Genomic DNA, 13,548 nt, shown 5'->3' on the forward strand with positions numbered 1-13,548 from the left:
CGGATTTGGCTTTCTGTACTGCGTCCATGCTCAGGGCTCGCAGCGCGTTGGCGCAGAGGCTGCGGGTGGTTTTTGTGGTATTCATAAGTCTCTTTTCCTGCCCTTACAGCATCTGCTGAATCTGATTTTCCAGTTTGACCTGATCGACCGCGAACAGGCGGATACCTTCCGCCAGTTTTTCCACCGCCATCGGATCCTGATGATGTTGCCAGAGGAACTCCGCCTGAGTCATCGGGCTGGGGCGGGTTTCCGTCACGCAGCCGGGCGCCAGCTGGCGACTCAGCGTCCCTTCACTGGCGGCCAGCTCATCAAGCAGCGCCGGGGAGATAGTCAGGCGATCGCAACCTGCCAGCGCCTGGATCTGCTCGATACGGCGGAAGCTGGCCCCCATCACCACGGTGTCGTAGCCGTGCGATTTGTAGTACTGATAAATCTGGCGCACGGAAACCACGCCCGGATCGCTGTCGACCTGATACTCCGGCTGCGGTTGGTTTTTCTGATACCAGTCGTAAATACGCCCCACGAACGGCGAGATTAAAAAGACGCCGGCTTCGGCGCAGGCCCGCGCCTGGGCAAAGGAGAACAGCAGGGTCAGGTTACAGTTGATACCGCTTTGTTCCAGCTCCTCTGCGGCGCGAATCCCCTCCCAGGTGGCGGCAAGTTTGATGAGGATGCGTTCCGGCCCGACGCCGTTCTTTTCATACATCTGAATAAGCTTGCGCGCCTTCGACACGCACATCCCGCGATCCCAGGCAAAACGGGCATCGACTTCGGTAGAAATACGCCCGGGCACATGACGCAGCACCTCGGTACCGATATCCACCGCCACCTGATCGCAGGCGTTTATCAGCTGCGTTTCCGGGCTGCCGCCCTGCCGACGCGCCTTGCCGATGGCGTCGGCAATGAGCGCCTGATACTGCGGGAGCTGCGCGGCCTTCAGCACCAGTGAAGGGTTGGTAGTCGCATCCTGCGGGGCAAATTTTTTGATCGATTCGATATCGCCGGTGTCGGCAACCACCGTGGTGTATTTTTTCAGTTCGTCTAACTGGCTCATAGTCTGTTCCTTATATTACGACTGCGGATATTAATCTCTGGCGTGCTGGTGTTCGTAATAGTCGATACGCTCCACTTTCGACGCGGAGCCGCCGCCTTCATATTCGGATTCAAGCCAGGCCTGAATAATTTTTTTGCCCAGCTCCGGGCCAATCACGCGCGCGCCAAGAGTGATAATCTGCGCGTTATTACTTTTGCGCGCCCGCTCGGCGGAGAAAGTATCGTGGCATTGGGCGGCTCGTATCCCCGGCACTTTATTCGCCACAATGCTCATTCCAATACCGGTGCCGCAAATCAGGATGCCGCGATCGTGCTCGCCCTGCTTTATTGACATTGCCACCGCATGGGCAACATCCGGGTAGACCATGCTGCCCTGGCGTTTATCGCTGCTGTAATCCGCGACCTTAATTCCCTGCCCATTCAGATAAGCGACGATAGCGTCGCGAAAAGCATAGGCGGCATCATCCGCACCAATAGCGATTGTTTTCATGATAATTTCCTTAATTTAGCTGTACGTCTTAATTTAGTTCCGGATAGAAAAAGATTTGGTCGCCACGCTGAATATTCTGGGGGACGTCACCACTGAGATGCACCATCCCCGGTAATTCAGCGGTGGCAGCGCCATCAAATTTTAAAGTGATATGGCCAAGCTGTTTTAAATTTGCCGTTGCAACACCACCTACCGCCGTGACTCGATAAATAGTCTCATTTATTTTCATTATCTGCCCGGGTACCAATTCAGCTGTCAGCTCACTGCTCTGATGTACGGCGCAATACATCGCAATATCGTCAGGAACGGATTCAGAAAATAAAATCAGCTGATGCTCCTGTAGATAGTCTTTGACATATTTCCCGACAGCCGTGATAAGTAATGAATACAACGGCGCAGTCATATTATTTGTTCCCTTTGGTGGCAGGCGAAGATAACGTCACTTTCTCTTCACTGGTTTCTTCTTTTACCGGTTCAACCCTCGGCGCGCGCTTTTTCAGACGCTTATCAAACCAGGCCACCAGTATCGGCGCGGTAATCATGGTGATGATGCTCGCCGTCGCCAGCTGCGCGGTCGCGGCATCCACGTACATCGCCAGCGAGGGATCGGCCTGAGCCACCATTGCCGGCGTCAGCGCAGAGCTGGCGGCGGTTGTCCCCAGCGCGGCGCCCAGCGCGGTTTTCTTCTTCAGGAACAGGTTGTAGATAAAATAGAACACAATGCCGGTTAGCGCAGAGATAATGCCAAGCAGGATCCCGGACAGTCCGGCGGTAAAGACCGTGTTAATGCTGGAATTGGCGCCGATGGCAAACGACATAATAATGATAATCAGCGGCTGAGCGGCGGCGCACAGCTGTTTGAAACGCTCATCAAGGTTGCCCCACAGCATACCAATCAGCAGCGGGATAAGCATCGATAGCAGCGCGGCGAAAGGAATATTGGCCAGGCCGCTGACCCCCAGCACCATCATGGTAACAAAGGGCCCATCCTTGACGCAGAAGACGGAGATCGCCCCGGCATCGCTGGCATCGCCGTAGTTGCTGCACAGCGCGATATACAGCGAGCTGTTGGAGCTGGTTAAACAGGCAATCAGCGCCAGGGTCGAAATACCGAGGAAACCGTTGGGGCCAAACATCGCCCCGGCCACCCATACGGCCAGCGCGCCGGCGAGGCATTTCAGCAACAACAGCACCGCGCCTTTATAGAGCGGCAGGCCGGCCTGGCGGATATTGATCGAGGTACCACAAATCAGCAGAAAAATCCCCATCATTGCGCTGGAACCGACTTTGAATAATGCGGTCGTCGGGCCGCCGATGCCCAGGACTTCTGGAGCAAAGGTATTAATAAGAATCGCCACGAGCAACGGAATAATAATTAAACCGCCTGGCACCTTATTCATCTTCTCTAATATATTTATGTTCATAGGGTAACTCATAAATTATGATTTAACAGAGATAACGACGCAATACTACCCGGACGACCATTACGTCGCTTTTTATTTATATGACCTGTGGGTTATAGCTGCGCTTCTTTATAAATTCTTTCAACAATCGTGCTAATAATATCTTCTGGTCCGGTTAAACCGCCTTTGCCGACGCAAATCAATCCCGCATAATCGCCGCCGATAATACGCACCATATCGGTTTGCGGTATCACGTAGTCGATCATTTCAATGCCGGTCGCGCCAAGCTCTTTAAGAACATTTACCATCGTATCGCCGCCGGTCATATACAGGCCTTTAATTTCTCCGGCTGCGCAGTTAAGCACTTCACGAACAATATTCCCCAGTCCCTGGTTAATATTTTCCGCAGCCTGTCCGTGGGCCAGCCCAAAGCGCTGCTCTTCTTCCTGAAGATTCAGCAGCCGCCCGGTTAACGCGGATTCAAAAACGAAGATAGCGTTCTGCTGCGCCGGCACGCACTGCCGGGCATGCTGCACCACGCGATTCACTTCGATTTCAGCGGCGTTTTTCCTGTCAACCAGCAGTTCGGCATCAACAGGGATGTGACACACTCTTTCATCATTAGCGATCAGATGCTGAAGCTGCTTTTTGGTCACCGGCGTGGCGCTACCGGCAACCACCAGAATCGAACCGCGCGGGTTTTCCGCCCCTGACGACGCTGTCGCGCTGCTGCGCGCTTCCCGCATCAGGCCACGACGGACCGCAAGCCGCTCGGTAAAAGGCCCCGGGTCGACTGCCAGCACGTTCCAGTTCAGCGCCACCACCGCCCCGGCAATCGCATCGACATCGTCAACAGTAATCGCATCGACGACGATCACCCGCACGCCGCGCTGCTGCTGTTCCTGGAGATCCCGCTGCAGTTGCTCCTCGCCTTTCATCACCGAGGCCAGCGCGATATGCCCGACCTGATGATGGGTCTGCGCCGCCAGCAATCCCGGCACCCAGGATTCGGTAACCGGAGTACGCACATCGCGTGCGACATCGGTTCGCGAAAGCGCGACGGAGTCAATTACCGAATAGCCGCCAACCAGAATACGCCGCGACTGCGGCATCGCCGGCACGACGACGGCAACCGTTTCCAGCGGCAATTGTTCCAGCATGGCATCAATTTCAAAGCCGATGCCGCCGCGCAGCGTGGTATCAATACGCTTGGTAAAGTAGTGCGCGCCGCGCGCCTGCAGCTGCTTCACCGCGGCGCTGACCTGCTGCTGGGCTTCCGCTTTCGGCAAAGGACGGCTGTCGCTGCTGACGACCATCGCCGGATACTCCACCTCATTGCGGGCGAAGGATTCAGTATCGAAGAACGCGGCGGTTTTTAACCCGCTACGCGCCAGCAGCACCCCGACGGTGGTCGCACCGGTCAGATCGTCGGCCACGATCCCCAGCTTACCGCCTTCCCCCTGCGGCCAGATCATTTCAATACAGGCGGGCGTCACGCCGGAGACGTAGATCCCTTCATGAATAAACTCCGCCAGCGGACCACTTTTACCGGTGGGATGGAGGTTAATCGTCGGAATACCGCGTTTGGGATAGAGACCGCAGCGTAGCGTGCCGCCGCAGTCGATAACCATCAGGCCGATCTCCTCTTCCGGCGGCTCGCCGTTTTTAAATACGTCGACGGAAGGCCAGCCAGTCAGTTCGCTCAGGCGCTCAACGACCGGGGGACAAATCCCCCCGGTGATATAAGCAATCTTTTTCGCCTGGCTAATATTAATGGTCAGCGGCCCGCCCCAGCCCTTACAGCCTTTGCTAATTAACAGATGTTTTTCCATTTCTCTGCCCTTTTGCTTCGCATTAACCTCAGCGATTAGTGGTTTTTCATTTTCCAGTAGCTCACCGCGGCCATCGTGGACTCCAGCATACTGACGGTGCCCGCTTTACCGGTGCCGGCAATATCAAACGCCGTGCCGTGGTCTACCGAGCTACGCATAAACGGCAGGCCAAAGGTAATGGTTACGGAACGCTCAAAATCGAGGGTTTTACAGGCGATATGCCCCTGATCGTGATAAAGCGAGAGGATGGCGTCATAGCGCCCCTGTTTACCCAGATGGAAGACGGAATCTGCCGGCACCGGGCCGATGGCGTTAATCCCCATTTCCTGCGCCGCTTTGACTGCCGGGATGAGGTTATCGGCTTCTTCGTGGCCAAACAGGCCGTTGTCTGAACCATGCGGATTCAGCGCGGCTACCGCAATGCGCGGATTTTTGATATTCAGCGCGGTAAACTCATGGTGGATCTGCTGCACGCAGGCCAGAACGCGCTCTTTATTGGCGTAATCGCAGGCGTCTTTAAGCGCCATATGACGGCTCACGAAGAAGACCCGCAGGTTATGAACGTGGAACATGGTCAGGCCATAATCGGATTGCGTTTCAACCTGATAGATCTCGGTATGACCCGGCAGTTTACACCCCGCCAGCTTGATTGCTTCTTTATGAATCGGCGCGGTAGAGACCACATCGATCAGGCCGGCTTTCCCCAGTTCGATAGATTTCAGCACATAGTCCAGCGACATCTGCCCCGCCAGCTTCTGCACTTTGCCCCATTCAATGCTCTCGCAGTCATACTCACCGGTTTCCAGCACGTCCACCGTACCCCAGTTGAAGCGAGCTTCCTGCGGATGGCTAATTTTGTTAATCGGAAAATCACAGCCCATGATTTTCATTGCTCTGGCGATAATCGGCGCTGAGCCAATCAAAAAAGGTTTGCACTCGTCGTAGACGCTTTTCTCCATCATCGTCGCGACTGAAATCTCCGGACCAATCCCGGCAGGGTCGCCAATGGTAAGTGCGACAACTGGCTTTTTCTCTTGTGACATCGTGGACCTCTCGTAGTGAAGTTCGGCTTGTTCATATGTTCAATGGTGAATCATATGCTCAAAACATTACCTGATGATTGAGAGGTTATTGGTGATTTAGATCACATAAAAAAATCCATAGATTTATTTTATAAAAAATGTGATCTAACATATGTTCATTGGGTGATAAAAAGTTCAACCTCTCTCATAAGCGAAAGCCATTTCACGACAAGCTATTGATTTACCTATTATGGAGAACAAGATGGAACAAATCTGGTTAGGAACCAGCTGGAAAATGAATAAACCGTTATCGCAAGCCATGGCCTTTTGTGAAACGCTGGCGCAGCGGTTACCGCAGGTGAGGCATCCGAAAATCCAGCCGTTTATTATTCCCCCTTTCACCGCCATTTATCCCGTCAGCCAGTATCTACAGCAGCATCAGATCCCCTGCCTGACCGGCGCGCAGAATATGCATGAAGCGGAAAACGGCGCCTGGACCGGTGAAATTTCCGCCGCCATGCTGGCTGAAACCGGCGCCTCCCTGGTCGAGCTTGGTCACTCCGAGCGTCGCGGCGCGTTCAATGAATCCGACGCCGCCATTAACCAAAAAGTGCATCGCGCCCTGCGTCACGGGCTTCGACCTCTGATCTGTATCGGCGACAGCGCCGATGAAAAACGCTGGCAGGTCTCACGGGAAACGGTAGTGAGGCAGATGAAAATCGCGCTTTCTGGCCTGAATGAACAGCAGGTTTTACACACTCTGGTTGCCTATGAGCCCCTATGGGCTATCGGCGAACACGGCACGCCGGCGACGCCGGAGCAGGCCGCAGAGATCCACCGGGCGCTGCGTCAGGCGTTATGCGAGACCTTCGGCGAAGAAATCGGACGGCGCATTCCCCTGCTGTACGGCGGTAGCGTCAATCGGCAAAATGCCGTAGAACTGCTTCAGCAGGATGACATTAACGGACTGTTTATTGGCCGCGCGGCATGGGATGCCAACGGCTATTGCGACATTGTTCAACGCGTTACAGAGGAATTTATTCTTCAGGCGCAGTAGTATTAGGGAGACATCAAAGATGGAAACACCAGGCGATAACTATGACTGAACAAGACTCAGATTATGCGCTGCTGACAGAAATTGCCGTGGCCTATTACGATCAGGAGCAAACCCAGGAAGAGATTGCAAAACGCTTTGGGATCTCACGCATTAAGGTCGGTCGGTTGCTGAAAAAAGCTCGCCACGAAGGGATTGTCGAGATCAGCGTGAAATACCACCCGGTCTTCAGCTCCCAGATTGAGCAGCAGTTTATCTCCCATTTCGGCATCAAGCGCGCGCTTATCGCCCTGGACCATCACGACGAGGATGAACAGCGCCAGCAGGTCGCGGCGCTGGTCAGCAACTATCTCGCCGGGATCCTCAAAAGCGATATGACCGTGACCGTCGGGCAGGGTCGCAACGTCGCCGCCGTGGCCAACCACGTGGGGATCTTTCCAGAGCGCAACTGTCGCTTTATTTGCGGTATCGGCGGCACCAAGCGCGACAACCAGCTGATCGATGCCGATCACATCAGTCGAAACCTGGCGCGTAAATTCAACGGTTTTAGCGAAACGCTGTACGCCCCGGCCTATGTCGAAACGCCGGAACTGCGCTCAGCGTTTATGCAAAACCGGCTGATTAAAGCCACGCTCGAACAGGCAAGCAAGGCGGATGTAGCCATCATTGGCCTTGGCGATATGAACGAAAATAGCTTTATGGTGCAGCTCGGCTGGTTCTCCCCGCAGGAAATTGCGACTGCGCGCCAGGAACAGGGCGTAGTGGGCGATCTCGCTGGCTATAGTTTTTTCAATATTCAGGGTAAACCGGTTGATACGGTGATGAACGATCGGGTTATCGGCCTGAGCCTTGAACAGCTTCGCGCCATCCCGTGCGTGATCGCCATTGCTTCGGAAAGCACCAAGGCAACGGCGATCCTCGGCGCGCTGCGCACCGGCGTAATTGATGTGCTGGCCACCAGCGCATCTAATGCCCGGGCGGTGATCAATATGCAGAAGGCGCTATGAATAAAGGGCGCCGAGGCGTCCTGAATTTCATGAGCGGCCTGCCCAGGCGATTGCCGTACGCTTTTTCCGGGCGGTGGCAAAAGCCGGGATTATTTCTTGCCCTGATTTTTCGTTAAGACAGCATCAAGCTTGCCCGCAATATACTTCAGCGGCTTCCACAACGCGCCCAGCACGATAAGCGGCCCGAACCACGCCGAACCGCCCTGCGCGCTCTGGCCCTCAATCAGCAGATACAGCAGATGAAACAGGCAGGAAGCCGCGGATACGACGCCGAGAATAAGAGAGAGGATGAACAGAATATTTCTGCTATCAGAAAGACGAGGCAGGCCATACTGACTCCACAGGCCAACCCCCACTGCGGCCAAAAATATCGCAGCAGATAGTGCTAATGGGCTATCCATAGCCACTCCTGTTTTCCGTAACGCGGTATTGGTGAGGTTGCGTCTACCCGGCCAGCTGTTTCAGCAGCTTTTCCACAAAGCGCGGCACTTCTTCGCTTGCCGGGCCATAGTGTTTCTCGGCAAATTCGCTGCCTACCTGGCTTGGTTCGAGATTTAGCTCAACCGTGTGGGCGCCCTGCAGCCGCGCTTCATGGACAAACCCTGCCGCCGGATAAACGTGCCCGGAAGTACCGATGGCGATAAAGATATCCGCCTCCGCCAGCGCCAGGTAGATTTCATCCATATCCAGCGGCATCTCGCCGAACCACACCACGTGCGGGCGCAGCGGCGCGGGAAACTGGCAGCAGTGACACTTATCTTCCGTCGTCACATCACCGGTCCACGCCACCACCTGGCCGCTCCACGAACAGCGCACCTTCAGCAGCTCGCCGTGCATATGGATCACCCGACGGTTGCCCGCGCGCTCGTGCAGATTATCGATATTCTGGGTCACCAGTAGAAAATGGTCACCCAGTCTCTCTTCCAGCCGCGCCAGCGCCTGATGCGCCGCATTGGGCGCAATGTCCGGACTTTGCAGCTGACGACGGCGATCGTTGTAAAACGCCTGCACCAGCGCCGGGTCGCGGGCGAACCCTTCCGGCGTGGCGACGTCTTCTACCCGATGCTCCTCCCACAGGCCGTCGGCGGCGCGGAAGGTTTTAATTCCCGACTCCGCCGAAATACCCGCGCCGGTTAGCACCACGACTCTTGGTTTTTCCATCGTTTCAGGTGTCTCCTTATCTTCGCCGAAGAAAATCCGCTGACGCAGACGGTCTCGTAACCGACGCTTATTGCGGCGAAATCGGCTTAATCGATGTAAGCGGCGCGACTGCATAGCTACCTCTGTCGTTAATGAGTCAGATGAAGGAAGGCCGCACCGCGCATACCTCCCGCATCGCCATGACGCGCGCGTTCGATGCGCGGCACGCTGGCAACGGGGAGCAGATGTCGCGGCAGGCGCTGCGCCAGCCCTTCGGTTATTGCTGTAAAGTTAGACAATCCCCCGCCCAACACCAGCAGATCCGGGTCGACAATCGTTAAAATATTGCCCAGGCACACCGCCAGCAGATCGAGATAGCGCTCAACGTGCTCGCGCGCCTTCGCGTCGCCCTGCTGCCAGAGCGCGACGATCTCGGGTGAGGTTAAGGATTGTTGGTAAAAATGGTGGTACAGCCAGGCAAAGCCGCGTCCGGAAAGGTAGTTTTCAATGCAGCCCAGTTGGCCGCAGCCGCAGCGCGTAAGCGGGAAATCGCGCCCTACGACTTCCAGCGCATCCACCGGCAGGCGGATATGGCCGAATTCGCCGGTTATATAGCGATGCCCGGTAATCGATTTACCGTTAAGCACCAGCCCGCCGCCAACGCCGGTGCCGAGGATCATCCCCATCACCAGCGGGTATTGGGTAAATTCGTCGTCCCACGCTTCGGAGAGGGCAAAACAGTTGGCATCGTTATCAAGCCGCACATCGCGCCCCAGCCGCTCGCTCAGATCGGCCCGCAGCCGTCTGCCGCTGGCGGCAGGGACGTTGGCGGCATATAGCGTACCGTCTTCCGTCTCCGGCATGCCGGGAATACCGATGCCCACCGAACCCTGACAGCCGAAGCGCTGGTCGGCCTCCGCCACCAGCGCTTCTACCGCTTGCAAAAAATCTTCATAGCTCTCTTTTGGCGTGGCGACGCGTTTTTCCCACTGCAGCCGCCGCGCGTTATCAAATACGCCCAACGCTATTTTGCTGCCGCCAATGTCAAATCCATAGTACATTTCAGCCATTCCTCTTTACCGATCGGCAACGCCGACCATGACGATAAATTACTGGCCACTCAGCACCCTCGCCGGGTCAATGCGGCTGGCGCGGCGGGCGGGATACCAGCTGGCCAGCAAACTCAGCAACAGTGCCGTCACCAGCACGTAAACGACGTCCAGCCAGTGCAGTTCAGACGGCAGGAAGTCAATAAAATAGATGTCGCCGGAGAGGAATTTATGCCCGATCAGATCCTCAATACCGTTAATGATTGCGGTCAGCTTAAATGCGCAGATAATGCCAATAGCCACGCCAATCAGGCTACCTACCGAACCGGCAAGTAAACCATACCATACGAAAATCGCGCGGATCAGCCCGTCTTTTGCGCCAAGCGTGCGCAGCACCGCAATATCGCCGCTTTTATCTTTCACCGCCATCACCAGGGTCGAGACGATATTAAAGCAGGCCACGCCAATCACCAGCACCATCGCCAGATACATAATGGCGCGAATCATCTGAATATCCCGGTACATATAGCCGTAGGTACCGATCCAGCTTTTGATGTAAACGTAGCTGTTGGTCACTTCGCCCGCATCGCGTACCAGCGTATTGGCATGAAACACGTCGGTCACTTTGATAGCGATCCCCGTCACGCTGCTGCCCATATCCAGGTACTGCTGCGCATCCTGCATGGGAATCATGGCAAAACTATGATCGAGCTGGCCGCTGAGCTGCAAAATGCCGGTAACATGAAGCCTGACGCGCTTTGGCTGCAGCAGCTGGTGCTCGGCATCGGAGTTAGGGATCATGATCGACACCCAGTCGCCCTGCTTGACGTGCAGCGCATCGGCAACGCCCTTACCGAGGATCACCTGCTGCTCGCCGGCTTTAAAGCTGGCCCACGCATTGTTCTGCACAAAGTTGGGTAACGAACTGAGACGACTTTCCTGCTGCGGGTCGACGCCTTTCACCTGAATTGCGCGCATGTTGCTGCCGCTCTCCACCAACCCGGTGAAGTTAATATAAGGCGCCGCGGCAACGATGCCTTTGACCTTCTCAACCTTCGCCAGCGCCTCGTTCCAGTTGTTCCACGGCTGGTTTACCGGCTCAATTTCACCGTGCGGGACCACCGCCAGAATGCGGTTATTGAGCTCGCGTTCGAAGCCGTTCATCGCGCTCAGGCCAACGATCAACACCGCCACGCCCAGCGCGATACCGATGGTCGAAATAACCGAAATCAGCGACACCATCCCACCGCGCCGCCGTCCACGGCTAAAGCGCAGAGCAATTAATAACGATAACGGAGAAGCCATTACTCAGCCCCCATCAGGGAGAGTTCGGCTGTCAGGCGCCCGTCGCGCATCTCCAGCTGGCGGCTCATGCGTTTTGCCAGCTGGAGGTCGTGCGTCACCACCAGGAAGGCGGTACGCTGGGCGATGTTCAGCTCGCCAAGCAGCTGAAAAATGCTGTCGGCGTTGCGGGCGTCAAGGTTACCGGTGGGTTCGTCCGCCAGCACCAGACGCGGTTTATTAACCAGCGCACGAGCAATCGCGACGCGCTGACGCTCGCCGCCGGAGAGCTCCGACGGACGGTGATCGCTACGGTGCTCAAGCCCAACGGAGCGCAGCATCGCTTTCGCCTGACGCTCGATATCCGCCGCCTTCTGTTTACCAATCAGCAGCGGCATCGCTACGTTTTCCAGGGCAGTGAAATCCGGCAGCAGATGGTGAAACTGATAGATAAAGCCCAGTTCGCGATTGCGCAGATCGGCGCGGGCGGCGGCGGAGAGCCGGCTCATTGGCTGGCCGGAAAAGATAACGTCACCGGAGGTTGGCGTGTCCAGCCCGCCCAGCAGATGCAGCAGCGTACTTTTGCCGGAACCGGAGGTACCGACAATCGCCATCATCTCGCCCTCTTCAATGCTGAAGCTGACATCGTGCAACACGTCGGTTTGCACGGTGCCTTCCTGATAGCGTTTGCACAGGTTGTCGCATTGCAGCAGGATCTTATTCATAACGTAAAGCCTCAGCGGGTTGAGTGGCGGCAGCGCGCCATGAAGGATACAACGTAGAGAGTAATGCCAGCGCCATGGCCACGAGGGCAATGACGATGACCTGCAGCGGCTCAATAGCCACCGGCAGCGCGGCGCCGTCGAGGAACGCGCCGATAATCGGCATCAAATTATTGAGCTGGCTGGCAAGCAGCGCGCCCAGCCCGGCGCCGAGCAGCGCACCGACGATCCCGGCGCTGGCCCCCTGGACCATAAATACCAGCATGATCTGCCGCGGCGTCAGGCCGAGGGTCTGCAGGATCGCCACTTCACCCTGTTTTTCCATCACCATCATGCCCAGAGAAGTAATGATGTTAAAGGCGGCCACGGCGATAATCAGGCTCAGCAGCAGGCCCATCATATTTTTTTCCATCCGCACGGCCTGGAACAGTTCGCCTTTTCGCTCTCGCCAGTCCTGCCATTTGGTGCCTTCCGGCAGTTTCTGCTGGCTGAGCGTGTCGACCTGCAGAGGCTGATTCAGCCACAGACGCCAGCCGGTAATGTTCCCCTGGGGGTAACGCATCAGGCGAGAAGCATCGTCGATATTGGTCAACATCTGATAGCCATCGACTTCGCTGCTGGCGGCAAAGGTACCGATCACGTTGAACAGGCGCTGGCTGGGAAGCCGCCCCATCGGGGTAAACTGGCTGGCGGAAGGCACCATCACGCGGATCCGATCGCCGCGGTTGACCCCCAACTGCCCTGCCAACTGCTCACCCAGGATGACGTTATATTTTCCGGCCTGCAGATCGCTCTGCTTCACGTTAACCAGATAAGGGGTCAATGGATCTTTTTGCGCCGGGTCGATGCCGAGCATCACGCCAACCGCTACGCTGCGGGCGCTTTGCAGCACCACATCGCCGGTGGTCAGCGGCGCCACGCGGGTGACGCCCTGTAGTCTGGCTGTGCTTTCCGGCAGTTTTTGCGGGTTTATAGACCCCTGCTGTGCGCTGAGAATGGCCTGCGGCATCAGCCCCAGGATGTTGTTTTGCAGCTCGCGCTCAAAGCCGTTCATCACCGAAAGAACGGTCACCAGCGCCATCACGCCAAGCGTAATGCCAATAGTGGAAAGCCAGGAGACGAAACGACCGAAGCGGTCGGCTGCGCGCCCGCGCATATAGCGAAGGCCGATAAAAAGTGCGGCAGGTTGATACATGTAATCCATCTGATTGCTGATAGCCGATGTCCGATGTCCGAGTATATAAGCGATTATGAGCAGCGTAAATGACTGAAACCTGTAGATTTTATTGGCAAAATCAGTAAAAAATCAATATAAACAACAACATAGAAACATAAGTCGTTATTTAACTTTACGCTTATCGGAGTTCGTTACATTTTCGTCCGTAACATGACATTTGCGATACGGGTTGGCGAATCCTGGTCGATCGCTGATAATCAGACTATTGAATATCAGCGAGTTGCCCTCCATATCGGCAGAGCGAATCCTCAAGAGATC

14 protein-coding genes and 1 pseudogene are annotated in these 13,548 nt (G+C 55.9%); 2 read left to right on the forward strand and 13 right to left on the reverse strand.

Translation table 11 applies throughout. From position 1 onward, the window contains the following. Positions 1 to 103 precede the first annotated feature (103 nt). From tal to pdxA, 6 genes are all read right to left on the reverse strand, one after another. Positions 104 to 1,054, reverse strand: coding sequence for a transaldolase (gene tal, locus HMPREF3178_RS28260; protein WP_017146113.1), 951 nt, complete (start codon positions 1,052 to 1,054; stop codon positions 104 to 106). A 30-nt stretch (positions 1,055 to 1,084) separates the two neighbouring features. Then, entirely contained in the window at positions 1,085 to 1,543 is a 459-nt protein-coding gene (rpiB, locus tag HMPREF3178_RS28265) for a ribose 5-phosphate isomerase B (protein ID WP_004101165.1), read from the reverse strand. Positions 1,544 to 1,571: 28 nt separating this feature from the next. Beyond that, positions 1,572 to 1,946, reverse strand: a complete 375-nt coding sequence (locus tag HMPREF3178_RS28270) for a PTS glucitol/sorbitol transporter subunit IIA (protein WP_016807640.1) — start codon at positions 1,944 to 1,946, stop codon at positions 1,572 to 1,574. Between the two features lies 1 nt (position 1,947). Then, the gene (locus tag HMPREF3178_RS28275; RefSeq protein ID WP_004101158.1) at positions 1,948 to 2,967 is read right to left on the reverse strand and encodes a 2-keto-3-deoxygluconate permease; all 1,020 of its coding nucleotides are present in this window, start codon (positions 2,965 to 2,967) and stop codon (positions 1,948 to 1,950) included. Positions 2,968 to 3,059: 92 nt separating this feature from the next. Further along, complete coding sequence (locus tag HMPREF3178_RS28280; protein ID WP_004101151.1) at positions 3,060 to 4,778, reverse strand: four-carbon acid sugar kinase family protein; 1,719 nt, start codon at positions 4,776 to 4,778, stop codon at positions 3,060 to 3,062. Positions 4,779 to 4,813: 35 nt separating this feature from the next. Continuing rightward, entirely contained in the window at positions 4,814 to 5,821 is a 1,008-nt protein-coding gene (pdxA, locus tag HMPREF3178_RS28285; RefSeq protein ID WP_023320718.1) for a 4-hydroxythreonine-4-phosphate dehydrogenase PdxA, read from the reverse strand. A 241-nt stretch (positions 5,822 to 6,062) separates the two neighbouring features. Here pdxA and HMPREF3178_RS28290 point away from each other — a divergent pair, with 241 nt between their 5' ends. Both HMPREF3178_RS28290 and HMPREF3178_RS28295 read left to right on the forward strand, forming a co-directional pair. Next, on the forward strand, positions 6,063 to 6,857 hold the full coding sequence (locus HMPREF3178_RS28290) for a triose-phosphate isomerase (RefSeq protein ID WP_070585663.1): 795 nt from the start codon (positions 6,063 to 6,065) through the stop codon (positions 6,855 to 6,857). Between the two features lie 41 nt (positions 6,858 to 6,898). Further along, positions 6,899 to 7,861 carry a sugar-binding transcriptional regulator gene (locus tag HMPREF3178_RS28295; protein ID WP_004101147.1) on the forward strand — a complete coding sequence of 321 codons (963 nt, stop codon included), beginning with the start codon at positions 6,899 to 6,901 and terminating at the stop codon, positions 7,859 to 7,861. Positions 7,862 to 7,950: 89 nt separating this feature from the next. Here the strand turns inward: HMPREF3178_RS28295 and HMPREF3178_RS28300 are convergent, their stop codons facing one another. The 7 genes and pseudogenes from HMPREF3178_RS28300 to HMPREF3178_RS31990 form a co-directional block, all read right to left on the reverse strand. Next, the gene (locus HMPREF3178_RS28300; protein ID WP_017146115.1) at positions 7,951 to 8,262 is read right to left on the reverse strand and encodes a hypothetical protein; all 312 of its coding nucleotides are present in this window, start codon (positions 8,260 to 8,262) and stop codon (positions 7,951 to 7,953) included. A 43-nt stretch (positions 8,263 to 8,305) separates the two neighbouring features. Next, entirely contained in the window at positions 8,306 to 9,136 is an 831-nt protein-coding gene (cobB, locus tag HMPREF3178_RS28305; protein ID WP_004101139.1) for a Sir2 family NAD+-dependent deacetylase, read from the reverse strand. Between the two features lie 14 nt (positions 9,137 to 9,150). Beyond that, on the reverse strand, positions 9,151 to 10,062 hold the full coding sequence (gene nagK / locus HMPREF3178_RS28310; RefSeq protein WP_004101137.1) for an N-acetylglucosamine kinase: 912 nt from the start codon (positions 10,060 to 10,062) through the stop codon (positions 9,151 to 9,153). Between the two features lie 48 nt (positions 10,063 to 10,110). Next, entirely contained in the window at positions 10,111 to 11,355 is a 1,245-nt protein-coding gene (gene lolE / locus HMPREF3178_RS28315; protein ID WP_016807634.1) for a lipoprotein-releasing ABC transporter permease subunit LolE, read from the reverse strand. Further along, complete coding sequence (gene lolD, locus HMPREF3178_RS28320) at positions 11,355 to 12,056, reverse strand: lipoprotein-releasing ABC transporter ATP-binding protein LolD (RefSeq protein WP_017146116.1); 702 nt, start codon at positions 12,054 to 12,056, stop codon at positions 11,355 to 11,357. The genes lolE and lolD overlap by 1 nt, the downstream gene beginning before the upstream one ends. Further along, positions 12,049 to 13,248 carry a lipoprotein-releasing ABC transporter permease subunit LolC gene (lolC, locus tag HMPREF3178_RS28325; protein WP_017146117.1) on the reverse strand — a complete coding sequence of 400 codons (1,200 nt, stop codon included), beginning with the start codon at positions 13,246 to 13,248 and terminating at the stop codon, positions 12,049 to 12,051. Before lolC ends, lolD begins: the two co-directional genes overlap by 8 nt. Before the next feature lie 192 nt (positions 13,249 to 13,440). Next, positions 13,441 to 13,521, reverse strand: a pseudogene (locus tag HMPREF3178_RS31990) (hypothetical protein); the annotation flags it as partial. Positions 13,522 to 13,548 lie beyond the last annotated feature (27 nt).

The organism is Klebsiella sp. HMSC09D12 (genome assembly GCF_001808475.1).
Lineage (GTDB): Bacteria > Pseudomonadota > Gammaproteobacteria > Enterobacterales > Enterobacteriaceae > Klebsiella > Klebsiella oxytoca.

Bases quoted from the DNA above. Each gene is read 5' to 3' on its own strand.
- tal (WP_017146113.1), bottom strand. From the start codon at position 1,054: ATGAGCCAGTTAGACGAACTGAAAAAATACACCACGGTGGTTGCCGAC.
- rpiB (WP_004101165.1), bottom strand. From the start codon at position 1,543: ATGAAAACAATCGCTATTGGTGCGGATGATGCCGCCTATGCTTTTCGC.
- HMPREF3178_RS28270 (WP_016807640.1), bottom strand. From the start codon at position 1,946: ATGACTGCGCCGTTGTATTCATTACTTATCACGGCTGTCGGGAAATAT.
- HMPREF3178_RS28275 (WP_004101158.1), bottom strand. From the start codon at position 2,967: ATGAACATAAATATATTAGAGAAGATGAATAAGGTGCCAGGCGGTTTA.
- HMPREF3178_RS28280 (WP_004101151.1), bottom strand. From the start codon at position 4,778: ATGGAAAAACATCTGTTAATTAGCAAAGGCTGTAAGGGCTGGGGCGGG.
- pdxA (WP_023320718.1), bottom strand. From the start codon at position 5,821: ATGTCACAAGAGAAAAAGCCAGTTGTCGCACTTACCATTGGCGACCCT.
- HMPREF3178_RS28290 (WP_070585663.1), top strand. From the start codon at position 6,063: ATGGAACAAATCTGGTTAGGAACCAGCTGGAAAATGAATAAACCGTTA.
- HMPREF3178_RS28295 (WP_004101147.1), top strand. From the start codon at position 6,899: ATGACTGAACAAGACTCAGATTATGCGCTGCTGACAGAAATTGCCGTG.
- HMPREF3178_RS28300 (WP_017146115.1), bottom strand. From the start codon at position 8,262: ATGGATAGCCCATTAGCACTATCTGCTGCGATATTTTTGGCCGCAGTG.
- cobB (WP_004101139.1), bottom strand. From the start codon at position 9,136: ATGCAGTCGCGCCGCTTACATCGATTAAGCCGATTTCGCCGCAATAAG.
- nagK (WP_004101137.1), bottom strand. From the start codon at position 10,062: ATGTACTATGGATTTGACATTGGCGGCAGCAAAATAGCGTTGGGCGTA.
- lolE (WP_016807634.1), bottom strand. From the start codon at position 11,355: ATGGCTTCTCCGTTATCGTTATTAATTGCTCTGCGCTTTAGCCGTGGA.
- lolD (WP_017146116.1), bottom strand. From the start codon at position 12,056: ATGAATAAGATCCTGCTGCAATGCGACAACCTGTGCAAACGCTATCAG.
- lolC (WP_017146117.1), bottom strand. From the start codon at position 13,248: ATGTATCAACCTGCCGCACTTTTTATCGGCCTTCGCTATATGCGCGGG.